The sequence below is a fragment of the Acetobacter estunensis genome, from assembly GCF_011516945.1.
Taxonomy (GTDB): domain Bacteria; phylum Pseudomonadota; class Alphaproteobacteria; order Acetobacterales; family Acetobacteraceae; genus Acetobacter; species Acetobacter estunensis.
In genome coordinates, this window is the sequence record NZ_WOTH01000010.1 from 1 (window position 1) to 26802 (window position 26802).

Annotated in this window: 23 protein-coding genes; 12 read left to right on the forward strand and 11 right to left on the reverse strand. The window is 62.4% G+C overall.

Annotated features, from left to right (window positions below):
• Positions 1-127 precede the first annotated feature (127 nt).
• The 6 genes from GOB87_RS06590 (at position 128) to holA (ending at position 9161) form a co-directional block, all read left to right on the forward strand.
• Complete coding sequence (locus GOB87_RS06590; protein WP_242006210.1) at positions 128-1624, forward strand: Hint domain-containing protein; 1497 nt, start codon at positions 128-130, stop codon at positions 1622-1624.
• Between the two features lie 371 nt (positions 1625-1995).
• A complete protein-coding gene (locus tag GOB87_RS06595; RefSeq protein WP_166314034.1) occupies positions 1996-4047 on the forward strand; it encodes an AfsR/SARP family transcriptional regulator in 2052 nt (683 codons plus the stop codon).
• 142 nt (positions 4048-4189) lie between these two features.
• Positions 4190-4705 (forward strand): DUF3576 domain-containing protein, encoded by a 516-nt coding sequence (locus GOB87_RS06600; RefSeq protein ID WP_166314036.1) that lies wholly within the window; start codon positions 4190-4192, stop codon positions 4703-4705.
• A 78-nt stretch (positions 4706-4783) separates the two neighbouring features.
• Entirely contained in the window at positions 4784-7402 is a 2619-nt protein-coding gene (leuS, locus tag GOB87_RS06605) for a leucine--tRNA ligase (RefSeq protein WP_166314038.1), read from the forward strand.
• Position 7403: 1 nt separating this feature from the next.
• Positions 7404-8105, forward strand: a complete 702-nt coding sequence (locus GOB87_RS06610) for a hypothetical protein (RefSeq protein WP_166314040.1) — start codon at positions 7404-7406, stop codon at positions 8103-8105.
• A gap of 33 nt (positions 8106-8138) precedes the next feature.
• Positions 8139-9161, forward strand: coding sequence for a DNA polymerase III subunit delta (gene holA, locus GOB87_RS06615; protein WP_166314281.1), 1023 nt, complete (start codon positions 8139-8141; stop codon positions 9159-9161).
• 219 nt (positions 9162-9380) lie between these two features.
• Here the strand turns inward: holA and GOB87_RS06620 are convergent, their stop codons facing one another.
• Together GOB87_RS06620 and GOB87_RS06625 are read right to left on the reverse strand one after the other, a co-directional pair.
• Positions 9381-9545 (reverse strand): zinc-binding dehydrogenase, encoded by a 165-nt coding sequence (locus tag GOB87_RS06620; protein WP_264805959.1) that lies wholly within the window; start codon positions 9543-9545, stop codon positions 9381-9383.
• 125 nt (positions 9546-9670) lie between these two features.
• On the reverse strand, positions 9671-10660 hold the full coding sequence (locus GOB87_RS06625; RefSeq protein WP_166314042.1) for an NADPH:quinone reductase: 990 nt from the start codon (positions 10658-10660) through the stop codon (positions 9671-9673).
• 127 nt (positions 10661-10787) lie between these two features.
• On the opposite strand from GOB87_RS06625, the gene GOB87_RS06630 reads away from it, so the two are divergent.
• Complete coding sequence (locus tag GOB87_RS06630) at positions 10788-11114, forward strand: winged helix-turn-helix transcriptional regulator (RefSeq protein WP_019092466.1); 327 nt, start codon at positions 10788-10790, stop codon at positions 11112-11114.
• A gap of 297 nt (positions 11115-11411) precedes the next feature.
• On the opposite strand, the gene GOB87_RS06635 is transcribed toward GOB87_RS06630, so the two are convergent.
• From GOB87_RS06635 to GOB87_RS06650, 4 genes are all read right to left on the reverse strand, one after another.
• Positions 11412-11630 (reverse strand): hypothetical protein, encoded by a 219-nt coding sequence (locus GOB87_RS06635; protein ID WP_166314044.1) that lies wholly within the window; start codon positions 11628-11630, stop codon positions 11412-11414.
• Positions 11631-11850: 220 nt separating this feature from the next.
• Positions 11851-13071, reverse strand: a complete 1221-nt coding sequence (gene metC, locus GOB87_RS06640) for a cystathionine beta-lyase (protein WP_194303248.1) — start codon at positions 13069-13071, stop codon at positions 11851-11853.
• Entirely contained in the window at positions 13068-13928 is an 861-nt protein-coding gene (locus tag GOB87_RS06645; protein ID WP_166314046.1) for a sulfurtransferase, read from the reverse strand. The genes metC and GOB87_RS06645 overlap by 4 nt, the downstream gene beginning before the upstream one ends.
• 44 nt (positions 13929-13972) lie before the next feature.
• Positions 13973-14845 carry a helix-turn-helix domain-containing protein gene (locus GOB87_RS06650; protein ID WP_194303249.1) on the reverse strand — a complete coding sequence of 291 codons (873 nt, stop codon included), beginning with the start codon at positions 14843-14845 and terminating at the stop codon, positions 13973-13975.
• A gap of 294 nt (positions 14846-15139) precedes the next feature.
• Here GOB87_RS06650 and GOB87_RS06655 point away from each other — a divergent pair, with 294 nt between their 5' ends.
• Together GOB87_RS06655 and GOB87_RS06660 are read left to right on the forward strand one after the other, a co-directional pair.
• Positions 15140-16207 carry an AI-2E family transporter gene (locus GOB87_RS06655; RefSeq protein WP_166314048.1) on the forward strand — a complete coding sequence of 356 codons (1068 nt, stop codon included), beginning with the start codon at positions 15140-15142 and terminating at the stop codon, positions 16205-16207.
• A complete protein-coding gene (locus tag GOB87_RS06660; protein WP_166314050.1) occupies positions 16204-16914 on the forward strand; it encodes an endonuclease/exonuclease/phosphatase family protein in 711 nt (236 codons plus the stop codon). Before GOB87_RS06655 ends, GOB87_RS06660 begins: the two co-directional genes overlap by 4 nt.
• Positions 16915-16930: 16 nt before the next feature.
• Here the strand turns inward: GOB87_RS06660 and hemN are convergent, their stop codons facing one another.
• Positions 16931-18298, reverse strand: a complete 1368-nt coding sequence (gene hemN / locus GOB87_RS06665) for an oxygen-independent coproporphyrinogen III oxidase (protein WP_166314052.1) — start codon at positions 18296-18298, stop codon at positions 16931-16933.
• A 2-nt stretch (positions 18299-18300) separates the two neighbouring features.
• Positions 18301-19218: an OmpW/AlkL family protein gene (locus tag GOB87_RS06670; RefSeq protein WP_166314054.1), complete on the reverse strand. Its 918-nt coding sequence runs from the start codon at positions 19216-19218 to the stop codon at positions 18301-18303.
• Positions 19219-19644: 426 nt separating this feature from the next.
• Here GOB87_RS06670 and GOB87_RS06675 point away from each other — a divergent pair, with 426 nt between their 5' ends.
• Positions 19645-20409 carry a Crp/Fnr family transcriptional regulator gene (locus GOB87_RS06675; protein WP_166314067.1) on the forward strand — a complete coding sequence of 255 codons (765 nt, stop codon included), beginning with the start codon at positions 19645-19647 and terminating at the stop codon, positions 20407-20409.
• Between the two features lie 4 nt (positions 20410-20413).
• Here GOB87_RS06675 and GOB87_RS06680 read toward each other — a convergent pair whose 3' ends face one another.
• Both GOB87_RS06680 and GOB87_RS06685 read right to left on the reverse strand, forming a co-directional pair.
• Positions 20414-21172: a C1 family peptidase gene (locus tag GOB87_RS06680; RefSeq protein ID WP_166314069.1), complete on the reverse strand. Its 759-nt coding sequence runs from the start codon at positions 21170-21172 to the stop codon at positions 20414-20416.
• A 76-nt stretch (positions 21173-21248) separates the two neighbouring features.
• Positions 21249-22148, reverse strand: a complete 900-nt coding sequence (locus tag GOB87_RS06685; protein WP_166314071.1) for an S-methyl-5'-thioadenosine phosphorylase — start codon at positions 22146-22148, stop codon at positions 21249-21251.
• 161 nt (positions 22149-22309) lie between these two features.
• Between GOB87_RS06685 and hemF the strand changes: the two genes are divergently transcribed.
• Together hemF and GOB87_RS06695 are read left to right on the forward strand one after the other, a co-directional pair.
• On the forward strand, positions 22310-23242 hold the full coding sequence (hemF, locus tag GOB87_RS06690) for an oxygen-dependent coproporphyrinogen oxidase (RefSeq protein WP_166314073.1): 933 nt from the start codon (positions 22310-22312) through the stop codon (positions 23240-23242).
• 70 nt (positions 23243-23312) lie between these two features.
• Complete coding sequence (locus tag GOB87_RS06695) at positions 23313-24455, forward strand: hypothetical protein (RefSeq protein WP_166314075.1); 1143 nt, start codon at positions 23313-23315, stop codon at positions 24453-24455.
• Here GOB87_RS06695 and GOB87_RS06700 read toward each other — a convergent pair.
• Positions 24354-26711 carry a glycosyltransferase gene (locus tag GOB87_RS06700; RefSeq protein WP_166314077.1) on the reverse strand — a complete coding sequence of 786 codons (2358 nt, stop codon included), beginning with the start codon at positions 26709-26711 and terminating at the stop codon, positions 24354-24356. The two genes, GOB87_RS06695 and GOB87_RS06700, sit on opposite strands and share 102 nt — an antisense overlap.
• Positions 26712-26802: the final 91 nt, after the last annotated feature.

Genomic DNA, 26802 nt, shown 5'->3' on the forward strand with positions numbered 1-26802 from the left:
ATCTGCCTCCAGAGGCAAAATGCCGTTGTCATTCCAGATCAGACGCACAGGACACAGCTCTCAGAACAGAGAATAACACTCTTCAGACAAAATGTGAGAAATCCGCGTCGACGTTAACGGCGCACACTTGACCATCGACACCAACGCCCATGTGGCAGGTAAGATCGATATGGGAACCAGTGGTTCCACCCTTACGCTGGAGAACACCAGTGGTAAGTGGGTCTATGAAGCCAATCTGCCCGGCGAAGACATTTCCGCAGGTGGCGACCAGTATTACACATACCCCGCACTGCAGAATGCCATTATCACGAACTTTGGCTCCAATTCCGCGATCTGCGCCCAGAACATTCCCGGCGGTTATAGCAACAACATGGGAATCCCGGACAGCTATACGTCCAGTTCCACGCTCATCATTAGAAAAGACAACTCTATCCCAACAGTAGCGACCCCAGCCAATCCGCATGCTAATAACGGCGTCGGCTATATCGGTGTCCCCGTTGCTGTAACGGCTGGCTGCGGCGATCAGTCAATTTACACCAATCCGAACGATCCCTGTCAGATCGAAGGCTGCTTTCTTGCCGGCACCCACATCCTGACGCGCGCTGGCGAGAAGCTGGTGGAGACTCTGGTCGACGGAGACGAGATCGCGGTGATCGAAAACGGTGAGACGGTCTATCGTCCGCTGGCATGGCTCGGTCGTTCGCACGCCGATGTCGCGGCGCTGGATTTCGACCCCGACGCCTATCCGGTCCGCATCCGCAAGGACGCGTTCGGTGACAACATGCCGCACCGCGATCTGCTGGTGACGTCCGAGCACAGCATCTTCATCGACGGTCGTCTCGTGCCGGTCCGCATGCTGGTCAATGGCCGCTCCATCACGGTCGAGCGCTCCATCACCGATTACGACTTCTATCATGTCGAGCTTGAGCAGCATGGTGTGATCGTCTCCGAAGGTCTGGCCACCGAGAGCTATCTCGACACCGGTAACCGCGGCACGTTCGAGAACTCGGTGGTGCGCACACTGCGTCCGCACTTCGCTGGCGGCATCACCATTTCTGGCGGCAAGAGCTGGGAAAGCAACGCGGCCGCTCCGCTGACCACGGATCGCGAGACGGTCGAGCCGATCTGGCACCGTCTGGCCGCCCGCGCCGAGGAGCTGGGACTTGCCTCCGACGCCGCGCCGGTAACCACCACGGAAGAGACCAACATTCGTCTGGTCACGGAAAACGGTCGCGAGATCCGTCCGGTGCGTCACGCTGGTAACACCTACAGCTTCATGGTGCCGGGTGACGTGACGTCTGTGCGTATCGCCACCAACGCCTCACGTCCGGCGGATGTGGTCGGCCCGTTCTGCGATGACCGCCGTCAGCTTGGTGTGGTTGTGGGCGACGTCAACGTGACGGCTGGTCGCAGCCGCCACAGCGTCAGCGCCCATCTGACGGCCACGGCTCTTGAGGGCTGGCAGGCATGGGAAGGCGGCGTGGGTCGCTGGACCGACGGCAACGCGGTACTTGATCTGGGTGCTGCTGGCGACAATCTGTTCGCCCGCATGGTCGAGATCGAAGTGCTGACTGGCGGTCCCTACATCGTCGAGACAGCCGAAAGCGGCGCTCAGGTCGCCTGATCGCGCATTGATCGGACACCTCCAGCCTTCGGACTGGAAAGAAAGGGGGGCTTCGGCTCCCCTTTTCTTGTTTGGGACCGTGAGCGGAAATGTGTCAGCCCTGTCCGGTCAGCCGCCGAATGGTCACATTCTCCCGTCTGTGCGCACAAAAAACGACATCTTTTCCCGTCACACGCGGTCCCGCCTGACGAAGCCGGAATGTTCTCCCTGAAGTATTCACGGTCATGAAACCGTTTGGTGCCATGTTCACGTGCCGATCCGTGCCCGTTTCTGCCCATAGCAGACAATTGGCACAGCCCGGCACACCGTTGCCCGACGCGCCTGAACACCGGCCGTCGCCAGCCGGAATGGAAAGACAGGGATTGATGGGCGTGTTTGATCATACCAAACCGGGAGTGCGGAAAGCCGAAGCTTCCATCCTGCGACTTGACCTGATGAGCGTGATGTCCGTGCAGATGCTCGACGGCACGTCACTGACACCGACCGGGGCCAAGACCCGCGGGCTTCTGGCCATACTCGCCCTCTCCGATCGCCGCCCCGTCACCCGCAGGGCTCTGGCGGGGCTCCTGTGGAGCATGCGCTCTGAGGAACAGGCCCGCGCTTCTTTGCGGCAGGAAATTCATCGCCTGACCGAAGCGCTCAGCCCCTTAGGCACCGACATTCTCGATGTGCAGCGTCACGCCCTGTCGCTCAAACCCGTGCTGACCAGCGTGGACGCCGAGCGTTACCTCAACGCCACTCCCTCCAACATCCTGCGCCTGCCCGAAACCGACACCCTGCTGCTGTCGGACCTGGACGGCGTCGATCCGGCTCTGGACGAATGGTTGGCACATCAGCGCGACCGCCTGCGTCATCATCTGATTTCCACCCTCGAACAGGCCCAGAGCACTCTTTCGGACCCCGATCAGCGCCTGTCCGCCGCCAACCGGCTCCTGCACGTCGATCGCCTGAACGAGACGGGATGGCGCACTCTCCTGCGGGAACTGGCACGCCGCAACGACAGCAGCACGGCCCTGCTGACGGCGGAACAGTGTCTCACCACCTTCCGCGACAGCCTGCACACTGAGCCGAGCGCTGCCACCATGGCAGTTATTTCCGAAGTGCGGCATCTGGCCAATACACTTGCCCACGACATGGACGCGCCTCCAACGGCAAGAGCGTCAACGACCACAACCCTTCCCGCAGCGCGTGATATCGCCAGCGTCGCCTTTACGTTTCCCGATCGGACGACACCTCTGTTCCCTCTGGTGGAGTCGGTGTTCGATCAGGCAACCGCCGGCCTCGCACGATTCGGTTTTCTTGCCCTGTTTCCGCCCTCTCCCAAGGAATCCGAGGATCAGGGCGGACCGCATCACACCCATGACTACCAGATCGAACTGAAGATCAGACCCACCACCCCGCCTCCAAGCAAGGCGCCTTCCCCCTCTGCCCGGCTGGTGGTGCGTGTGACGGACCAGCGTCGGGACAATCTCATCATCTGGGCCGAACGGTTCACAATCACGGCTGACAATGCCGACGCGATCGGAGCTTTTCTCGTCACGGAAATTGCCTGGCGTATTGCCATGGCCGAAGCCCGCAACGCCGCCAGTCGCCCGGCCCATGAACTCTCGCCCCTCGAACTTGGCCTGCGCGCTTTCGCGCTGACCAGCCGCAACGATCCTGCCGTGCTGCCGCAAGCCCGTGACATGCTGTCCGATGCGCTGGATCACCTTCCTGAAAATCCGTTCCTGCTTCTGATCGCGGCGCTCAACGGGCTCCTCAGTTCAACGGAGATCCCCTCTCCCCAACAGGCGGCTGAAGCACGCACACGCGGAATCGAAGCAGCCCGCAAACTGACGCAACTCCTGCCGGAAACGGTGATCGGTCGCCTGCTTCTCGCACGCCTTCAGATGGACGATCCGTCCACATTGACGTTCGGACGCCAGCTTCTCATCGAGACGCTTCCGTCCTGCTCTGGCAGCGGCATCGGTGTCATCGTCGATGCCTATGCAACCCTGCTGGCAGGACAGGCGCAAAAAGCTGCCCGAACTCTTCTGGCCTTCCGTCAGCAGCATCCAACCCACCCTTTCTTCGATCTGCTGGACACGGACTTCATGCTGATCTTTCTCCTTGGCGGAGAGTTCAAGGAGGCGGCCGAGCGGGGACGCACATCACTCAGTGCAGCTCCAACACGGGTATCCATGCTCGTTCTGCACGCCGCCACACTCGTTGCCCTGCGGGAAAAAGGACACAAAGATGTCAGTGACGAGCTGGACGCCACACGCGCTCAACTCAGTCGTCTTGCCCCGACACTTTCTCCGGAAGACGTCCTCGCGCATCATGCCACTCTTCCATCTCCTTTGGCCGAAACGCTGCTCTCCCTGCTGCGACAGGCAGGGCTGCCCGCCTCGCCGGAACAGAAAGGGGAGCAATGCTTGGCGTGATCCGGCCAACGGGATATGAAGGCAGCGGAGAGAGGGGGTGTTACGCCCCGGTCCGCCGCGCTCTGGTCCACACGCTCTGAATCGGGAAACGTGTGAACGGGGATGACGGCTCGCAGGTCTTGCACAGGAGACGCAGCAGCATATGGTCACTTCCCGCGTTCGCAGGCGCTTCCGGGGCACCGGTCGCCTCTCCGGCCTGACATCGGCAGCACTGGCTGCCCTGCTGCTTGCCGCATGTTCCAGCCATGACAAGGCCAGCGAACTCACCGCGCCACGCAATCACCTCCTGAGCGAAGATCGCAGCGCCACCGGAGGCGACGACCAGCTTTCCGGCGGCGTGAACGCCTATTTGTGGCGCGGCGCGCTCGATACGCTGTCCTTCATGCCGATCGCCAGCGCGGATGCGGTGGGCGGGTTCATCCTGACCGACTGGTACACACCGCCGGCTGACCGTGACGAGCGCTTCAAGATCACAGCCTATATTCTCGACCGGCGACTGCGTTCGGATGCGCTGCGTCTGACCGTGTTCCGTCAGGTCCGTGAAGGCAACGAGTGGGTCGATATGCCGCCCGCCGCCAACACGGCCTCCGACATCACCACCAAGGTTCTCACCCGCGCCCGTCAGCTTCGCGCCGAGAACGGCAACCGCGATAACTGATCGGTTGCCCTCCGCTTCCTCTTTCTTGTCGGCAGCCCTCACAGGCTGCCCTTTCGCCTTTTCGGACTGCCCAGATTCATGACCGCTGACGCTTCTCCCGCCCATTACGATTTCCATTCCGTCGAGCGCCGCTGGCAGGAGGAATGGGCGAAGAACAGCGTCTTTACCGTGCCGGACGTGCCCCCCGCCGACCGGCCGAAATATTACGTGCTGGAGATGTTCCCTTATCCCTCCGGCCAGTTGCACATGGGGCATGTGCGCAACTACGCGCTGGGCGATGTCGTGGCCCGCTACAAGCGCGCACGCGGCTTTTCCGTGCTGCACCCGATGGGCTGGGACGCGTTCGGCCTGCCCGCTGAAAACGCGGCCCGCGAACGCGGCGTGCATCCGAAGGAATGGACGCTCGCCAACATCGCCGCCATGCGCGAAACCCTCAAGCGGCTGGGCTTCTCCCTGAACTGGGACCGCGAAATCGCCACCTGCCTGCCGGACTATTACGGCAAACAGCAGAAAATCTTCCTCGATTTCCTTGCCGCCGGTCTGGTGGATCGCCGCGAATCCTGGGTGAACTGGGATCCGGTGGACCACACCGTGCTGGCCAACGAGCAGGTGGTGGACGGCCGTGGCTGGCGCTCCGGCGCACTGATCGAGAAAAAGAAGCTCTCGCAGTGGTTCCTGAAAATCACCCAGTTCGCACCGGATCTGCTGGACGGTCTGAAAACGCTGGAGCGCTGGCCCGAGCGTGTGCGCGTGATGCAGGAACGCTGGATCGGTCGCTCCGAAGGTGCGCGTCTGCGCTTCCCGCTGGCGCATCCGCCGGAAGGGCTGGACGCGGAACTGAACTCCGTCGAGGTCTTCACCACACGTCCCGACACACTGTTTGGCATGTCTTTCCTCGCGATTGCGCCCGACCATCCGCTGGCGGCTAAGGTGGCGGAAACCAATGCGGACGCCGCCGAATTCATCGCGGAATGTCGCCGTCTCGGCACGTCGGTCGAAGCAGTGGAAACCGCCGAGAAACGCGGCTTCGACACCGGGTTGAAAGTCGCGCATCCGTTCCTGCCGGACGCCGCCTTCCCTGTGTGGATCGCCAATTTCGTGCTGATGGATTACGGCACGGGCGCACTGTTCGGCTGCCCGTCGGGCGATCAGCGCGATCTCGATTTTGCGCGCAAATACAACCTGCCCGTCACGCCGGTCGTGCTGCCTGCCGGTGAGACCGCCGACACCTACCGCATCATGGACAAGGCGTGGACGGGCGACGGCACCATGATCAATTCCGGCTTTCTCGACGGGCTGTCCTGCGCAGACGCCCGCAAGGAAGCCATCGCGCGCCTTGAGGGACTCGGCGTCGGCTCCGGCGTGGTCAACTGGCGTCTGCGGGATTGGGGTGTGTCCCGTCAGCGCTACTGGGGCTGCCCGATCCCCATCATCCATTGCAAAAGCTGCGGCGCCGTGCCCGTGCCGGACGAACAGCTTCCGGTGGAACTGCCCGACGACGTTACGTTCGATCGTCCGGGTAACCCGCTCGACCATCATCCCACGTGGAAACACGTGGCCTGCCCGAAATGCGGCAAGCCCGCCACGCGCGAGACGGACACGTTCGACACGTTCGTGGACAGCTCATGGTATTTCGCGCGCTTCACAGCCCCACACACCGCCACACCCACGAACAAGGCGGCCGCTGACGGCTGGCTGGCCGTGGACCAGTATATTGGCGGCATCGAGCACGCGATCCTGCATCTGCTCTACGCACGCTTCTTCACCAAGGCGATGAAGCAGACCGGCTATCTGGATGTGAGCGAGCCGTTCGCGGGCCTGTTCACGCAGGGCATGGTCAACCACGAGAGCTACAAGGACCAAAACGGCAACTGGCTCTATCCTGAAGAAGTGGAGCGCAGCGGCACCAGCGCCACACACCGCGAAACCGGTACGCCCGTGACCATCGGGCGTGTCGAGAAAATGTCCAAGTCCAAGCGCAACACGGTGGCCCCTTCCGCCATCATCGACCGCTTCGGAGCCGACACGGCGCGCTGGTTTGTGCTGTCCGACAGCCCGCCGGAACGCGACATGGAGTGGACGGAGGCCGGTGTGGCCGGTGCCGGACGTTTCGTGCAGCGCCTGTTCCGCATTGTCACGCAGGTCGCCGCTTCCTGCCCGGTCGATGCTGCCCCCGCCGCCGAAATGCCCGAGGCCGTGGACACGTTGCGCCGCACGACACACCGCACCATCGTGGCCGTGACGGAAGCGCTCGAAGCCTTCGCTGTGAATGTGGCCGTGGCCCGCCTGCATGAACTGACCTCGGCCCTCGCGGACGGTGAACGCGCCGCCGATCAGCCCGGCATGGCGTTCGCCCGCCGTGAAGCCGCCCGCACGCTCTGCCTGCTGAGCGCGCCCATGATGCCGCATCTGGCCGAGGAACTGTTCGCCATCATCGCACCGGGCGCCGGTATGGTGGTGGCGCAGGCGTGGCCGGAAGCCGACCCTGCCCTGCTGACCGTCACCCGCGTGAAACTGGCTGTGCAGATCATGGGCAAGCTGCGCGGCACGATCGAAGCGGAGCCGGACGAGGACGCGGCCACTGTCATCGCGCGCGCGGAAGCGGAGCCGAACGTGGCGCGACTGCTGGAAGGGCAGAAGATCGTCAAGCGCATCCATGTGCCCAACCGCATCGTCAACTTCGTGGTGGCACGCTGAAATGAACGGAAACCGCACGACGCTGTCTCGCAGGACGCTGACGCTCGCTGGCCTCCTGCTGCTGCCCGCCAGCCTCGGCGCGTGCGGTTTCCATCCGCTCTACGAAGACACGAAATCCCATCCGGGCGTGAGCGAGCAGCTCAAGCGCGTCTATGTCGCTGGCATCCCCGAGCGGTTCGGACAGCTTGTCCGCCTGTCACTGCAATCGGAGCTGGCCGGTGCCGATCCGGAACACCCCGATGGCTACACGCTTCAGGTCAATCCCTCACTCGATATCGAGTCGGTGGACATCCATCAGGACAACACATCCGGACGTGTGCGTATCATCGGACGGGCGCACTGGGCACTCTACACGGTGGAACAGTATCCCAAGTTTCTGGCGCAGGGCGACGCCTCCACTCTGGACGGCATGAGCAACACCTTCGAGCAGTATTTCGCCCAGAGTCTGAATCTGCAAACCGTTCAGGCCCGCGTGGCCAAGACACTGGCAGAGGATGTCACCCAGCAACTCGCGATCTGGTTCGAGACCCACGCCCCCACCGAAAAGAGCAACCGCTCGGCTCCGGTGTATTACCAGACGCCCAATGCCATGCCGAACTCCTCGGACCAGCAGCCCGTGGAGAAGAGCGGCGCGGACGGCATCCCGGCGCTGGCCACCGGACGGCTTGAACTCGATGACGACAACAGCGTCACCGGCCAGTAACATGGGCCGCACGCAAGCGGCCCATCCCTCATGGTGAAGATCGACGGTCGATCTCTGGGCAAGGTTCTGGGCGCTCCCGACAACTGGCGCTTCGTGCTGCTGCACGGCGATGACACCGGCCTGATCCGCGAATACGCCACAACGCTCGTCCGTACGGCCGCCGGTTCGCTGGACGATCCGTTCCGCGTTTCGGTCCTTGCCCGCGAGGACCAGTCGCGTCTGGAGGAAGAAGCCACGGCGCTCTCCCTCGACGGTGGTCGGCGCGTGGTCTGGGTGCGCGAAGCCGGAGACGGGCTGGCCGCCGCCATGACCGCCATTCTCGACGGTCCCGCCGGCAGTCTCGTGGTGATGGAGGCCGGCTCCCTTCCCGCGCGCGGCAAGCTGCGCAAGCTGGCGGAATCCCGCACCGATTCCGCCTCCATCGGCTGTTACCCCGAAGAAGGCCGCGCCCTTGAAGGCTCCGTGCGACGCATGTTCGAAGAACGCAAGGTGCGCGTCACGAGCGAGGCTCTCGGATGGCTCGCCACCCATCTTGGCTCCGACCGTGCGGGCGTGCGCAACGAGATCGAGAAACTTGCGCTCTATGCCGGTGAAGGTGGCGAACTGGCGTTGGAAGATGTACAGCTCTGCATGGGGGATTCCGGCGCGGCTTCCGTGGAAGACGCGGTGTTTCTTGCCACCGAAGGAGACCGGGAAGGCACCGATCTGGCGCTGGAGCGCGCCCTTTCGGAAGGCGCCAATCCCGTGGCCGTCGCCCGCGTGTTGCTGAACCACATCGGTCGGCTGCGGCGCGTGCAGGCGCAGATCGCAGGCGGTCAGTCCCGCCCCGATGCCCTAAAGACGCTACGCCCACCTGTCTTTTTTCGCAAGCAGACGGCCTTCAACCGCGCGCTTGATCTCTGGCCGCTCGATGCGCTGAACGATCTGGCCCGCCGCACGCAGGCTTTTGAGCTGTCGTGCAAGCAGACGGGGGCGATGGATCTGCTGCTGTGCCGCCGCCATCTTGCGGGCATTGCGGCGATGGCGGCTGGTCGGAGGCGGCGGGGGCACCGGTAAGGAGTGCGTGGTGCGCCGGAGTCAAGGGCGCTGCCCTTGGACCCGCCAAAGGCCGTGGGCCTTTGGAAACCGGTTACGCGGAGTGTGTTTGTTCGGTGGGGTGACTGTTAAGGGGGGGAAAGCTGACGGTCCGACTACGGTTCATCTGAATGTGCAACTGGACACGCCAGGACAGCCGTCATGCCGTCGGAGCAATATAGAGAACCATTATCGCGTGGGTCAGTCCGAGAGGGCAATGACGATTTTCCCGACATGGCTACCAGTCATGAGATGGTCAAATGCCTCCCTTGCCCGAGCAAAGGGAAACACACTGTCGATCACAGGCCTCAGGCCGGACGCGGTCCATGCGCGCGCAAGGTCTTTCAGCGTCGGTCTGTCACCCACAGGGGACGTTACATAGAACGGGCACAGATATCCGCTAAAGCCCGGAATCCCCGAACGAGACGGTCTGATGGAAGCCGAATGACAGCTGTGCGGCGAGGATAAGCCGGAGTTGCCTTGCCGCCTTATCAGTCGACCACCCGAACAAGTACCTTGCCAGTGACGGCCCCTTGTTCGAGAGCGGTGTGTGAGTCTGCTGTGCGGTGGAGGGGCACGATCAGGCCAATCACAGGCTTGTAGGCTTTTGCTTCGAGACAGGCGGTGATGTCGATGATAGCAGCCTGCTTGGCCGACAACGGCACGGTGTAGATATAGACGAACCGGAAGACGGCACCGGCGATCATCGCGCGCAGCAGCGGGATCGAACTTTCATCCGCCGCGTCGCGCATCGCGTAGGAGCTGATGACTCCACCGTTCGCCAGACAGGCGAGATCCAGGTCGAGGTTCTCGACGAGATTGACGTCGACAATCCGATCAATGCCTTTGCCCGCCGTGGCGTCCCGTATCCTGGCCGGGACGTCTTCGCCGCGCAGGTTGAGAACTAAATCAGCTCCAGCTTCACGTGCGATTGCCTCGTGCTGCGGTTTGCGGACCGTCGTCGCAACCCACGCTCCCGCCCATTTGGCGAGATGGATCGCGGCCGATCCGACCACCCCGGCACCGCCATGAACCAGAACCCGCCGGCCCTTGAGGTCTCCGTCGGCAAAGAGGCAGCGATGCGCGGTCAACGCCGGAATGCCAAGAGATGCGCCGATTTCATACGACGTCGCGGCCGGCAGCGGCACCGCATTGGCGGAAGGAACGACGACATAATCAGCCGCTGTTCCCTCGGCACGACCTGCCTGCGCTTCAAAGATCCACACACGTTCCCCAATCCTTGATGCCGGGACGCCCATACCCACAGCTTCGATCACACCGGCACCATCCTGGTGAGGAATGATGCGTTCATAGGGCATAACAGACGAGAACCCGGTCCGTGCCTTCATATCGGTCGGATTGACGCCAGACATGTGTACGCGCACGAGAACGTCGCCCGCCTTGGGCGAGGGTGTCGGGAGGTTGCCGAGGATCAGGACATCGTCCGCCGCACCCTGGCGGTCGTAGTAAATGGCACGCATGATCAATTCCTACTGTTGGAGAACGCCACAAAGCGGACGCTACAGAGCAGAAAATCTTCACATGCAGGCATTTATACAAGAAGGCACTCATTTGATATATAGGGGTAAAGAGTATACTATTGGCCTTATGACATCAGATCCGAAGCCTTTTCGCTGTGCCGTCGAAGTCACAGTCGAAGTTGCCGGCGGCAAATGGAAGCCGCTGATCCTTCATTATCTCCTCGGCGGGACGAAGCGGTTCGGTGAACTACGCCGCCTGATTGGTGGGGTGACGCAACGCTCGCTCACGCTCCAACTCCGGCAGTTGGAAGAACATGGCGTGATCCGTCGTGAGGTGTTCGCGGAAGTGCCTCCCCGGGTTGAATACTCGCTCACGGAGCGGGGCAGGACGCTTGCGCCTGTCTTGGAAGCGATGAAGCTGTGGGGCGAAAATTACGCGGCTCAACAGCTATAGGCGAGCCGCGCGGGTCTGACAGAACCCAATCCTCGCGCGCCATGTAGCCATGTCCGCGTCGGGGAAACTCAGGGCTGCGCTCGGCGTCCGAAACGAGGTGTGGGCCGTCTGTCTGTTCAACATGGACGGAGCAGGCAGGTAGATAAGGGGGGAATCTGGTTAATCCGCTTCTAGACAAATACTTCCAGAAGCGGACAACGCGAAGTAAGTCACAAATCTAACATGAATGAGCGCATGAATTCCCTCATAATTACAAAAAGAAGGTATTCACCGTTTCTGCCACTACAAGAAAAGTAGTCAGCTAACCGCCCGCAGTTTTTTACGATGCTTTTGATGTACCGCAGCATTAGACGCATCGAGTGCAGCTTTAACTGCAATTTCGATGAGTTTGCTCGGGCCGTTCACTGCTTTCGCTCGAACTAGCAGGGCAGCCCCGCCGCTTACCATGTTGCCACTCTCAGCCATGACCTTGCTGTACAGAGGATCAGTCGCGGAGTTGTCGTTCGCATTCCCCATTAAGCCGCTCCCAAGATTTAAGTTTCACCGGATAACAACGCAGGCTCGTATTTTAGGTGATTACGAGACCATTAAGTTTGTGGTGATGCGACGGTCTAATTTCAAGAGGTACGACGTCTCGCTGCGAAATTATGTCTGCTTTGCGGCAAACTGTTTACAGGACTAGATGACCGACATGAGGCGGTAGCCGACATCCCCACACAAGCCACACCAACAACCATTATCCCCTGCCCAACACCTCCAGCCCCCGCTCCAAATCCCCAATCAGATCCGCCGCATCATCCAGCCCAATCGCCAGCCGGAACGTCGGCCCCACCGGCAACGCGCCCTCACGCGAACGCACCACACCGCCCGTCGTGGGCAGCACAAGACTTTCATACCCGCCCCATGACGCGCCGATCCCGAAGCGTGTCAGTCCGTTGACCAGCCGTTCCATGGCCGCGCGGTCAAAGCGCGCATTGAGTTCCACCGAGAAGAGCGGCCCCGCGCCGGTGAAATCGCGCGACCAGATCGCGTGTCCCGGATGATCTGGCATTGCCGGATGCAACACACGCGCCACCTCCTCGCGCCCCTGCAACCATTGCGCCACGCGGTAGGCCGTGCGGGCCTGTCGGGCGAGACGCACGCCCATGGTGCGCAGCCCGCGGAGGGTGAGCCAGCAGTCATCCGGTCCGGCAAGCTGCCCCAACTGAATGGCGGCATCGCGCAGACGATGCCAGTCCGGCTCATTCGCCACCGTGATCGCCCCGAGGATCGCGTCCGAATGACCGGCTGGGTATTTCGTCAGCGCCTGAATGGACACATCCACACCAAGCGCGAACGGCGCGGTGATGCCACAGCCCCATGTGTTGTCGAGCAGAACCTTCGCGCCATGCTCGTGCGCCACGTGGGCGATCATGGGCAGATCCTGCATTTCGAACGTATGGCTGCCGGGGCTTTCGGTGAACACGACGCTTGTGTTCGGACGAATCAGCCCGTGCAGAGCCTCTTCCGACAGAACGGGATCGTAATAGGTCGTTTCCACACCGAAGCGTTTGAGCATCGTGTCCGCAAAACGCCGTGTGGGGCCATAGCAGGAATCGGGAATCAGACAGTGATCGCCCGCCGCCGTCCAGACGAGCAGCGCCGTGGTGCAGGCCGCAAGGCCGGAGGAAACGATCTGCGTGTCCGTGCCACCTTCGATGATGGCAATCGCACGCTCCAGATCGTGCTGGTTGGCGGATCCCATCGCGCCATAAATCGGCTCATGCTCGTAGCGCCTGCGCCCCACCCGGCTCATGGCCGCCAGATCGGGAAACAGAAGCGTGGACGCGCGCGAAACGGGCGCGTTGACGGGTGTGCCGTGATCGGGATCGGACACATCAGGACGTGAAAGCCGCACCAGCAGGCTGTTCAGCCGCTCCCATCCAGCGGCGACGCGATCTTCTTCACTGATTGTCATGATGTTGTCTCCGCGCCGGTTTCGATGGGTGCGCCTGCGGTTGCCGCCCATTCCGCCCATGATCCGTCATAGAGCGACACCGGTCCAAGCCCTACCACCGTCGCCGCGACCACAAGGACAGACGCCGTCATGCCTGAGCCACAACTGGCGACAAGCGGCGTTCCCGGTTTTGCGCCAGCCTTGGCAAATCGTGTGCCCAGACGCTCGGGAGAAAGGAAATGGCGGGTGGGATCGAGCAGTTCGCCAAATGGCAGGTTGCGGCTTCCGGGCATATGCCCGGAGGAAAGACCGGCTCGCGGCTCGGGCGCGGTGCCTTCGAAACGTCCTTTCGAACGCGCATCCAGAATGACGGTGCCATCGGGCGCAGCGCACAGACTCAGCATATCCCCCAGTCCACGCAGAGAGGACACCGTAAGTCGCGGCGTGTACGTCGTGGCCGTTATCGGTGGCGTGGCTCCGCTTTCCACATCGCCCCCAGCCTCCCGCCATGCTGGCAGACCGCCATCGAGCACCTGCACACGGTCATGACCGAACAGGCGAAACAACCACCACGCGCGGCAGGAGGACGCAATGTTCCCCTGATCGTACACGACGATGGCCTGCTCCCGCGTCAGGCCGAGTTCACCCGCCAGCCGTGCGAAACGGCCCGCAGCAGGGGCCATATGCGGCAGGGAGGTGCCTGGATCGGAGAAGCGTTCGATGTCGAAGCGACGGGCGCCCGGAATACGGGCGGTGGCAAATCCCAGCTCGGGATCGGTCGTCTCACCCGGAAGCAGGGCCGTGGCGTCAAGAACCACCACGTCCTTCGTCTTGAGGAGAGAATGAAGATCGGACGCCCTGATGAGGGGGACGGTCATGGGCTGGGCTCCTCTCCGCTCACATGCGAAAGGCGCCCAGTGAATCACCGCAGCCCGTGCCGCGCAAGCAGGTCACGCAGCCGCTCCGCCGCCTCACGCCCCTTGAGCGACTCTTTCCACAGCACCTCGATGACACGCTGATGCGCGTTCACCGCTTCCGGCGCGCTGGTGACCAGCGAGACGCCGGTGGTTGCGGCCGGGAAGGCGTCGCACCGGAACGGGTTGATCGCCAGCATCATGCGCTCACGACCCCGCAGAAGCATGCAGTTGGTGGAACTGTCCACATCGCCCAGCAGACTGAACTGCAACCCGATCGGCTCGGCCTCGATCATCTCGATGATATTCGCAATTTCCTGAGCCGCAACGCGACGCGCCTCTGTTTGCAGGCTCTCGTCCATGGCCATGCCTTCACCCACGCCACGCACGAGAAAACGCTCGACGGCCGCTTCGCTCAGCATCGTGATCATCGTCGGTCGGCGCTGGCGATAGAGTTCCTTGCGTGACGCCATGATGGCGACATGCTGCTCCACCAGTTGCTGGTCGTCCGTCTGCTCGGCAATGGCACGGGTAAGCACGGAATCGTAAACGTCCGACGTGACGAGATACGCCACCGGATCGGCAATCTGGAGGATCTGGTCCGCCGCCTCCTCCATCTGGCGTACGCGCTCGAAGAAGCTGAGGGGACGGCTGTAATATTCGACGCCGATACCCAGCAGCGTCAGGGGCGAGACCTTGAGCAGTTCGGCCAGCCTCTGGACCGTGTCGAGCTTGATGACCTCGCCTTTTTCATACCGGTACAGCGCGGCGCGCGAAACGCCGAGGCGCGCGGCAATCTCATCCGCACGCATACCCGATTCCAGACGAAAGGCGCGTAGCTGCTGTCCGATCTCACCCAGACGCATAGTCACAGCAGCCATATCTGCTTGCTCCTTGTTGTTTGATTTTTTTGTCGCAACCGACGGAACCTTAACGTCAATAATACGTTAATTCCCGTTTTTGTAAAGGAGTCGCATTTAACAGCCGCTCGGGGATATTTCGCAGTCCGCCGGACATTTCACGACATGGGATTACATTTTGATACACGTCTGGCTGCCCTGCTGTTGCCAAGAAGCGAAAAACCGTCACATTGATTTTCAATATGTCCTGCAGGCGCGTGGCGTACTGGCTTCTCCCGAACAGGATGAGGACAAAATCCAGGGTTCCGGAGCGTCATGAACGCCGAACGCATCATCACCGGCCTGTTAATTTTCGGTGTGGCCTACGGGTGCGTGATCGTCATCGCGCCCTTTCTCTCCGCCATCGCATGGGCGGCCATCCTTACCTATGTGACCTGGCCGATCCTGCTGTGGCATCGTCGCCATATGGGGCCGGTCGCCGCCGCCCTGTGCATGACATTGCTCTCAAGCGTGGGCATCCTCGTGCCGCTCGTCCTCGTGGCGTCCAAAGGACTGGCGGAAGCACCGCGCGTCGTCACCAAGGTCACGGACATCCTTCTGCCCAGCCTCCATTTGCCGGAAGTTCCCCGCTGGCTGGCCCGCCTGCCTCTCATGGGAGACGAAATCACCCGGACATGGGTGAAGGTGGGACAGGATCTCAGCCATGTCGGCCAGAGCCTGCGGCCTTATGCCGGCGACATCGCACAATCGGTGATTACGCTGCTGGTGCAGGTGGCCAGCGGCGGGCTGCAACTGGCCATGGCACTGTTCATCGCCTTCTTCTTCTGGCTCAGCGGCGATTCGCTGGGGCATACCATCCGCCAACTCATAGAGCGCGTCGCCCTTCACCACGCCGACAGGATGCTGATGATCGTGGGCGGCACCGTGCGCGGCACGGTCTACGGTATTCTCGGCACAGCCCTTGTGCAGGGCGTGCTGACGGGCATCGGGCTGGCGGTTGTGCATGTGCCCGAACCCATTCTTCTCGCCGTTCTGGCAACCCTGATGTCGGTGTTGCCCATCGGCGCTCCCTTAGTGTGGGTACCGGCTGCGATCTGGCTGGTCGCGATCCATCACCCGTGGCGCGGCATCATTCTGGCGCTCTACGGCGTGATTTTCATCTCGGGAGCCGATCACATCATTCGCCCGATTTTCATCTCCCGCGGCGCACAACTTCCCTACCTGCTGACCCTTATCGGCGTGATCGGCGGCGTTCTGGAGTTTGGCGGGCTGGGAATCTTTCTCGGACCCGTCCTTCTGGCCGTGGGCTATACCCTCACCGCCGAGTTTGCAGCGGGCCAGATCGCGGGACGATCTGAGACGCCAGGAGACCATGAGGCATGAAGACCAACACCCTCCGCAAACGGATTCTCCGGCGCCCTCTGCGCAGATTGCATAACCGCCCGCACGTGACCGTCCATACCGGACGGACGGCGGAAGCATCGGTTCGCATCATCAGCTGGAACCTGTTGCACAGTATCGGCGCGGGCGTGAACGATGTGGTCGAACTGATCAAACTCGAACAGCCCGATCTCCTGCTCATGCAGGAAGCCACAGCCGAGATCGACCGGCTGCCCGGGCTGGTGGGCGGGTATTACGCCCGTGCGCCATTGCCCGGACGCATCCACGGCGTGGCCTGCTGGAGCCGCCGTCCCTTTTCGCGTGCGCCGCGCTCCTGCGTCATTCCCTCCGGGCCGATCGTCCGGCGTGTGGCGCAGATCATCCGCCTGCCGGATCTGACGGTGGCGAATGTCCACCTTTCGCATGGGCAGATCATGAACCGGCGCCAATTGCGGCGCCTCGCGGCTGTGCTGCCGCTTCCCGCCGCCATTCTGGGGGATTTCAATTTGGTCGGCCCGACCCTTGTGCCCGGCTTTTCCGATGTCGGACCACGCGCGCCGACCCACAAGATGGTCGATCTCGTGCCCATTCGCCTCGACCGCTGCCTTGTCCGGGGCGCAAGCTGCGAGGACTGTGAGGTTCTGCCAATTTTCGCGTCCGATCACCGGCCGATCATGGTCACGCTCCGCCCGCACATGCTGACGGCCTAGCCGTCCGCCTGAAAGATCAGATTGCGCGGGAGTGACGCCCCGGCCCTGCGTCCTGCCCCGCCAGATACCGGTCGAAGACGGCGGCGACATTGCGAATGAACGGACGGCCCCGCTCGGTCACCCGCAGGCGATCACCTTCCATCTCCACCAATCCGTCCGCCACGAAACGGCTCAACCGCTCACGCTCCAGCGCGAAGTCTTCCGGCGCGAAGGCTCCAAGGTCTACGCCCAGATCGCACATCAAGCGTTCGATCAGGCGACCGCGAAGGCGATCATCGTCCGTGCAGGCCACACCTCGCGCCACAGGCAGCCCCGGCGACTCGGCCAGTGCCTTCCCCCATGCGGCGGCAGAAACGATGTTCTGCGTAAAGCCTCCGGGCAGCGAGGAAATGGCGGAAGCGCCCACCCCTACGAGATGCGCGGCGTCATCGGCCGTATACCCTTGGAAATTACGCCGCAGACTCCCGTTTCGCGCGGCCTGAGCCATGCGATCATGTGGCAGAACATAATGATCCAGTCCGACAGGGAGATAGCCAGCCTCCTGCAACGTGCGGTCGATGCCGTTGCGCTGTGCGATCCGCGCATCCCGTCCGGGCAGTTCCGCCTCCGGCATGAGTTGCTGACGCTTCAGCTTCCACGGCACATGCGCATAGCCAAAAACGGCCAGGCGATCTGGCTTGAGAGCCGCCGTCTGACGCGCCGTGGCGCACACGCTTTCTGTAGTCTGGCGCGGCAGACCATAGATGAGATCGATATTGATGCTCGTAAAGCCCGATTCGCGGAGGGACTCCACGCAGGCGCGGGTCTGTTCGAACGTCTGGATGCGCCCGCAAGCCTGTTGCACGGCAGGTTCCAGATCCTGCACGCCCAGACTGCCGCGATTACAGCCAAGTTCGCTCAGAAAACGCGCCATTGACGGTGTGAAATGCCGTGGGTCGAGTTCCACGCCAATCTCGGCATCCGGCTGAATGTCGAAAAGAGCATGCAGGCACCGGAAAATGGTGCGAAAAGCGCTTTCCGGCAGGGTGGTGGGAGTGCCTCCCCCGAAGTGGATATGCGCAACCGGCGGCCGCCTGTTTTTCGGTGCCGCAATCAGACCCGCTACGCGTGTCAGTTCCTCGCAAAGCTGATCGCCATAGGCGCTGCGAGCACTCTCGCTGCGCATGACGGAGGTGTTGCAGCCGCAAAAGCCGCACAACTCGTCACAGAAGGGGACATGCAGATAAAGCGAAAGCGCCTCGCCAACCGGGAGTTCACCCAGCCAGCGCGACGCTTCGGCCGATCCCACCGCATCCGAGAAACGGACAGCGGTGGGGTAACTTGTGTAGCGCGGAAGATTGCCGTCGTAGCGTTCAAGCAACTCCGGCGTTACCGCGTCCGACACGATCAGAAACGGTAAGCGATACCGGCGGAGACCACGGTCGGATCAAGCGACTCTTTGGCGTGCGCCTTCACCTGACCAGCACCAGAGCCCCACTTCTCCCAAGCATGCATACGAATGAACATCTGCTTCACGTCCACATTGAGGAACCAGTTGCCCACGATCTGGTAATCGAAACCGGCATTGATGGACGGTCCACCGGTAAAGCCCGCATTCAATCGGCCTTTGCCCAGATTGTTGTTACCAACCCACAGATTGCCACCGTTCATGTTGTGGAACCACAGCGCCGTACCACCTACACCGACATACGGGTTGAAGCGCTTATGCGGACGGAAATGCCACGCCACCGTCAGGGTGGGCGGCAGCACCCACGCGCTACCCAGATCGGTCTGGTGATGACCAAGCGCACCGGCCAGAGCGCCACCCGAAGCCGAAACTTCATGACGGGTGCTGGTGGCGATCAGATCGAGCGACAGGTTGTCGGTCAGGAAGTATTCCAGCGTCAGCTCAGGCATCGCCTGATTGGTGGCGCCTGTGTGGGTACCTGCCATCCGCGTCATGTGGTTCACGCCAAGAGGAGGAGCGCTGACGGATACATGCTTGTTGTCACGGTCTTCCGGCAGAACGCCCACACCCGACAGACGCACCATAAAATCGCCACGACCCAGACCGATCTTCTCGCCTGCGCAGGCTTCCTCGGAGCGACCGATCCAGTGCTCGAAAGCATTGCAGTTGCTGCCACGATTGACGGGCTCGGCCATCGGACGGGCAACCGGAGCGGAGACATACGCCGTTCCCGGTGCGGGAGCAGGTGTTGCTGGCGAAACGGCTGCCTGTACGCTGGCACTCTGGGCATGGGCGGTGCCGCAAAGCGCGCTGGCGGCCAGAAGGGTCGCGGCCAGCAGGGAACGGGGCTTCGTCATCGTGTGATCCACTCGTGTTTCTGAAATGTAATATGGCTGCCAAGACCACGGACGGACGGTTAACAACCTTGATCTGGATCAACTCTTCGGGAACTTCCACACCTATGAGGCTTTTGTACAACAGGTAGCCGTGACAGCCTTTGCGTGACGGTTCACTGCTCTGCGACGCACTCAAGACGCAGGGCAGCGCCCGAGCCACACTGAGCGCGCCTTGAAAAGACAGAAAAAAGGTGGAGAAGCCATGCGTCTCCATCGCACCCACAGACGAGTCGAAGCGACTTTCGTGGCTGCAAAAGCGTGACTTTCATGCAATGATTCATATCAAGCGATATCTGCGCTTCAGGGGGTGTGATCGCTGCCCGGACGCGTTAAACAGCAGCAATCTTGCGATATTCATTGCTTCCGGCTGGGAGAAGGAAAAACCGAATGCCCCCCTCTCTGACCAGCGCAATCGCCACACCACGCCCGCGCCGACTTGTCGTGGCCGGCACGGAAGGTTGCGCAACCTGCGCAATCTGCGAAGTGCGGGCCAATGGCATATGCAGCGCCCTGAACGACCCCGAACTTGAACGGCTGGCGCAGGTCGCGGTGAAAGTGGTTATTCCACCCGGTCAGATTTTCATTGAGGAAGGTGCCCGCGCGGACGAGTTCTTCAATGTCACCTCCGGCACTGTGAAACTGTTCAAATCCCTGCCCGATGGACGGCGACAGATCACGGGATTCGTCTCCGTGGGACATTTTCTCGGGCTGGCAGTCTCCAAGACCTATGCCTTCGGGGCGGAAGCCATTGATCAGGTGCGCCTGTGCCGTTTTTCCCGCACGCGCCTCGATCCTGTGATCAATGAGATTCCACGTCTGGAGCGTCGTCTGCTGAGCGAAGCCGCCAATGAACTGGTGGCAGCACAGGAACAGATGCTGCTTTTGGGCCGCAAGACGGCCCGTGAGCGGGTGGCAAGCTTCCTTCAGGAGTTGCTGGAAAAAGAATATGGGGATTCGCCCGCGCCCGGCGCGTGGATCAGCTTTCCCATGACACGTGCCGATATCGCGGACTATCTCGGGCTGACGGTCGAAACCGTCAGCCGCACGCTCAGCGGGCTGCGCCGGGAAGGGCTGATCACGGTCCGCAACGGACACGAGATCAGCATCATCACCCCCTCGCGGCTGCACGCCATCGCACGCGGCGAGGGTTGATCTTTCAGGACGTAGCGCCGCTCGCCCTCAGTTCCGTCACCAGATCGTCCGGTGTCTCCGCATCGGGGGACACACCCCGCAGCGTCGTCCAGTTCTGGCGGGACACCAGCCCATAGGCTTCGTCGCAATAGGTGGTGAAGAACGACCACGACATGCGCCGCGCCGCGCCCCATGTGTTGAGATACAGCCACTCGCTGTCATAGCCATGGATCCACACGGCGTGGCCGCCTGCGATCCGGTTATCGAAAGACGGATCGACCACCCAGTCTCCATCGCCTTCACAGGCGAACTCCGGCAGTTGCAACCCGATATACAGGCCCCCCAGCATGGCAATCGCACGATTGACCGAAGCGGTGTCGGTCGGATCGACTGCGCCGTAGGCCGTCAGATAATCGCGCGTCTGGCCTGGACGCTCGTAGCCTTCGCGGCACCAACGGGCGAGCACATCCAGTTCCACGCCCCCCTGATCGGTAGAAGGTACACCCGGCACATAGCCGGATTCGGCGCTGTAATTGGCGATGACCTGCGCCTCGGCAAGCGTGATCGGTGTCAGCGCCGCTCCCGTCCATGTCAGAATGGCTGAGGCCACGGACACCTGCGTACAGCACCCCAGCCGATCATTGGCCCACATGGGCCAGACAGCGTTGGGCGCCCAGTTGATGGCAGCCGGGGGCTGGGGGAGGCGATAGTGAAGCGGGGCAGCAAGACGATAGGTGCGGGGATCATGACGCGCGGGCTTCTTGCCCAGCTTGCGCTTGGTCATGGTGCGTAGGTTCTCCGGCTGAAAAAGACCCGGAGAACCTACGTGTCCCTGCCCTTACACTGGCGAAAGGTTTATTTCAGCCCGCCTTGAGCACACGGGACGCCACGGCTTCCAGCTTGCTCACCAGCGCCGGATCGCGCGCCTCCGGCGCGGTGATGAGGGCATATTCCAGCGCCCGGTCGCACCCTGCCGGACACAGGCCACGCGGCGCGCCAAGAGCCGGGATCATAGCCTTGATGAGCGCGCGGGCGTGGTCGGCGTTCTGCTTCATAACGCGCACCACGGCATCCACCGTCACGCTGTCATGATCCTGGTGCCAGCAGTCATAATCGGTCACCATCGCAACGGTCGCGTAACAGATCTCCGCCTCCCGGGCGAGCTTGGCCTCGGGCATGTTGGTCATACCGATCACGGAGCACCCCCACTGACGGTACAGTTCGCTTTCGGCGCGGGTGGAGAACTGCGGTCCCTCCATCACCAGATACGTGCCGCCCCGCGTATGAGCAATTCCCATCTCGGTCAGCTTCGCCTGCGCCACGTCGCCGATGCGCGGGCATACCGGATCGGCCACCGAGACATGCGCCACGCAGCCAGTGTCGAAAAAGCTCTTTTCCCGCGCGAAGCTACGGTCGATGAACTGATCGACGATCACGAAATGCCCCGGCGGCAGTTCCTCACGCAGCGATCCCACGGCGGAGAGCGAGACGATGTCGGTCACGCCCGACATCTTCATGGCCGCCACGTTCGCACGGTAGTTCAAGCGCGAAGGGGGAAGCGGGTGACCGCGCCCGTGACGGGGCAGGAACACGCACCGCACACCATCGAGCGTGCCGAACAGCAGTTCATCGGACGGCGCACCCCAAGGCGTCTCGACCTTGCGCCATTCCTTGTTCTCAAGACCGGCGATTTCATACAGGCCGGAGCCGCCGATGATGCCGATAACCGGCTGGACCGCCTGCGCGGGATTGGTGGACATGGAACCAGACACTCCGTTTCGGGCCAGAACAGAAGCGCAGAGCCATACCAGAAGCCACCTCCCGCGCCCACTACCGCCATCCATCGGCTGTCGGGTCTTGCAATGCGGATGGGGATGGCGCACCCCTGTGGCCCAAGCGCAACAGAGAAGATTTTCCGGTCATGGCAGACGCCCCCTCCTTCCCCGGCACCCCTTCCGATCTGGCGGAACACGAAGCGCTGGAACCGCAGGCCCGCGCGTGGTTCGAGACCTTGCGTGACCGCCTTTGCGGCGTGTTCGAAGCCTTGGAGGACGAGGCCGCCGCACGCGGCTCCCCCACGCTGAACGGGCGCGAGCAGGCGGGACGTTTCGAGCGCACGCCCTGGTCACGCGAGGCGGACGCGGATGCTCATACCGAAGGCGGCGGCGTGATGAGCATCATGCGCGGGCGCGTGTTCGAGAAAGTGGGGGTCAACGTCTCCACCGTACGCGGCGAGCTCAGTCCGGAGTTCCGCAAATCCATCCCCGGCGCGGCGGAAGACCCACGTTTCTTCGCCACCGGCGTCAGTCTCGTGGCCCATATGTGCAACCCGCTGGTGCCCGCCGCCCATTTCAACACGCGCATGATCGTCACCACGCAGGGTTGGTTCGGCGGTGGGGGCGACATCACCCCCATGTTTCCCGAAAGCGAGGAAGCACAGGATGACGCTGCCCATTTTCACGCAGCATTCCGCACGGCCTGCGAAAAACACGACCCGGAATATTACCCGCGCTTCAAGGCGTGGTGCGACAAATACTTCTATCTTCCGCACCGGCAGGAACCGCGGGGACTGGGCGGCATTTTCTATGACCGGCTCGACAGCGGAAACCCGTCCATGGATTTTGCGTTCACCCGCGATGTGGGACTGGCGTTTCTCGAATCTTTTCCCGCCATCGTGCGTTCGCGCATGATGGAGCCATGGACTCCCGCACAACGCGAGGCCCAACTCGTGCGGCGCGGGCGTTATGTGGAGTTCAACCTTCTGCACGACCGCGGCACCCTGTTCGGCCTGCGGACGGGCGGAAACACCGAAGCCATTCTCATGAGCATGCCGCCCGAAGTGAAATGGGCCTGAAATCGCCTTGACCGAATGGTCATCTTTTCGGTCGAGACTGATCCGATCACAAAAAGGAGAGTGCCCCGCATTGACGGACGCCGCCCCTGACCCAAACGTCCTCTCTCCCGTGCGGCCTGCGGCATCGCGCACATCCTCTTCCGGTCGCCGCGCCCTGCTGCGCGCGTCCCTCGGGGCGGCCTGCGCCACATCTTTCATACGGGCGGCGCACGCCTCCGGTCTGCCGGACATACAGGCCATTGCCGCCAATGCGACGACAAATTCCCTTCCCGCCTCCCTGATCGTGGCGGGAAGTGCCGAGACCGGTCCCGGTCGCTGGGCGCCTCTGCTCGCACCGGCACTGGAATCCGCTCTCCCCGCGGACGGACCGATCCCGCTGCATGTCAGCGCGGGACAGGACGGCGTCACTGGAGCGAACCTGTTCGACGCCCAGAACAATGGAGAACCGGGCGCCGCCCTGCTCGTTTCCGGGTCCGCCATGGTGGCCGCGCTTGCGGGCGATTCCCGTGTTCATTTCGATTATCAGCGCTGGCTGCCTGTTTTCCTCGCCCTCGGCGCGCCTGTCGTTGTCGGTCATGTGGATCTGCACCGCTCTCTGGGTGCCCTCCTGCGCGACCATCCGGTCCGCGTGGCCGTCACGCACCCGACAGGTGTGGAGTTGCCCACCCTTCTGGCGCTGTCTTTGCTGTCCCTGCATGTCATTCCCGTCCGGGGTCTTGCCGCCGCGCCCGATGCGCTGGCGGCCCTGCGACAGAGACAGGTGGATGTGGTGCAGCTTTCCGCACGGGACGCGGACGCGAACACTCTCGCGGAGCTGAAAAAAGACGGTTTCGAACCGATTTTCACGCTCGCATCCCACATGCGCTCCGGCATCCCGGACCTGCCAAGTGCCTTCCTCTCCCTACGGGGCCGCCTGCCTTCCGATCCGCTCTATTCCGCCTGTCTGGCCACGGCGATGGCCGCGTCGATCGAGACCGCCCTCGTGCTGCCCATGCTCACGCCGCCGGCACAGGCCGCCCGCTGGCGTCATGCGGCCCAACTGGCCGCGCAGGATGCGAATGTCCAATCCGAGACGCAGGCATCCGCCATTCAGCTTGTCGCCGGGATGGACTCAGCCGAGCCCTACAGGAAAATCACGCCCGACCTGTCCGCCGTTCTGGCGCTGCGACGCTGGCTCGCGCTGCACTCCGCCGAGTGGCGCCACGTCGGCTGAATGCCGATCATTTTCTCCGAGCGCGGTCAGGAGACTGCGGGAAAAGGCCGCCGGTGAATACCGCGCCGCGATAAAGGCGCGCCCGTCCCGCGAGCGCTTCGTCCACATCCCGTCCTCCGTGAGCAGGGCAAAGAGCGCTGTGGCAAAAGCCCCGGTGTCGTCCGTCACCGTTGCCACATCGGACAGATCCGTGATTCCTTCCGCGCCGATCACGGTGGTGACCAGCGGCAGCCCCTGATGCAGGGCTTCGAGCACCTTGTTCTTCACGCCTGCCCCGAAACGCAGAGGGACAGCCGCCGCCCGCGACGTCGCGTAGAGTTCATGCAGCGCCTCTTCCGACACGGCTCCCGTGACACGGGTGTGAGTGTCCGCCAAGGCACGCACCTCCTCCGTGGGATTGGCGCCCGCGAGAATCAGGTGCGCGTCGGGCAAGCGCGCCCGGAGGCGCGGCATGATGTCGCGCACCAGCCAGATGGCCGCGTCCACATTGGGCGGATGGGCAAAGCCGCCCACGAACAACACAGTATGCCCGCGAGGTGGCTGACGTTCCATCAGATCGGGGCGATAGCAGAACGGCACGATGGCGTAAGGATGTGCCTGCGGGACACGTTCGCGCACCAGCGCCGCTTCCGGTTCCGAGAGGTAGATGACGGACTCCACCTGCCTCCACAGGGATGTTTCCAATTCTTCCATGGCGGCGGCGGCCTGTTCCACTTCCATGCTGCCCGTTACTTCGGCTTCACGCTGGAGCCGCAGGAAGTGAATATCGTGTCCATAATAGGACAGACGCGCCTGCGTGTGGGCTTTGACATCGGGTAGGAAATCGCGCGTGATCGTGGGTCGCATGAGCAGCACATGATCGAGATCGGGGCCATTGCGCGCGATCCATTTCGGAAAATCGTCCGGCTCGGAACAGTCGATGACATTCACACCCCGCGCCAACAGTGCGTAGGTATAGGCATTGCGCACACGGTTCTCGGGCCAGAAGACCACCAGCCACCCGGCCGTCAGAAGGGCGTCGATCACACACAATGTGGCGCGCGAGCCGGCATCGCGGTCCGGTTCGGGCACATAATGGTCGATAATGAGAATGGTGCGACGGTCATGCGCGTGGACCGATGCCCGTAGAAAATGCGTGGCCGGTGCGTAATGTTTTGCCTCCAGCACCTCTTTCCAGCGTGTGAGCATCCGTTCGCGATTACGCACCTGAAACGCCTTGACGCCGGATGTCTCATCCGTGCCGTGCGAGACACCTTCATGATGGACCACGACCGAGCGGGGCTCGTACACGACCCGCAAGCCTGCCGTACGAACACGAAAAGCCAGATCCGTATCTTCGTAATACGCTGGGGCAAATATCTCATCAAAACCACCGAGGGCATCGAAGACGGCTCGCGGCAGCATGATCGACGCGCCGGATATGTAGTCTACCTCGCGCGGCCAGTCATAGGCCGAGCGATCCGGGTCCATATCATTGCGCCCGAAGTTCCAGCCGGACGCATCGTTCCAGATAATGCCACCCGCTTCCTGAAGTCGCCCATCGGGAAAAAGGAGCTTTGAGCCTGTCAGGCCGATGGAGGGATCCCTTTGCAGCCGCTCAACCAGCGCATCGAACGCATCGGGGTGCACTTCCGTATCGTTGTTGAGGAAATGCACGAAGGTGCCAGCGCTTTTCCTCGCCGCATCGTTACAATTTTTCAGAAAGCCCAGATTCTCGGTCCGGCGAATCAACACCAGACCGGCAATGTCGGCCAGTTGCGCCACCGAAGGATCGCCGGATGCATCCTCCGCCACAATGACTTCATAGGGACAGGTCGGCGGATGGCGACAGATGGAACGCAGGCAGCGCAGGGTGACCGGCACCTGTCCATAGGTCGGGATGACGATACTCAGCACCGGACGCGCATGACGTGGAAATCGCAATGCGACCGGCGGTTCCGGGACAGGACACACCGCAACCAGAGTGGCGGGAGGCGCGTCTTCCTTCGCGGACTGTGCAGCTCCCGGTGCTGTTCGGTTTTCAGGACGCTTCTTTCGACGTTTCAGCCGCGCGATCTGCTTGACGCAGTGGCGCAACGGAGCCGTCAGGCGCCATGACGTGCTGGTCTCATAAGCGGTGATCCACTGCCGCAACACCTCCACCTCGTCCTGTCGGGATGCGACGCGCAGACGCGCGATTTCCTTACGCAGCCGAGTCAGTTCGGCCTCCTGCGGGGAAAAAGGAACATCGGGAGGAGAAAGAGGCGAATGAGGCACGTCAGCAGTCCGTCTGGCGGAGGGGCCGGAACGCGCGCCTTACAGCGGAGAAGAGAGAAGACCCGTCAGGCCTCCACGCACGTCACGAAGT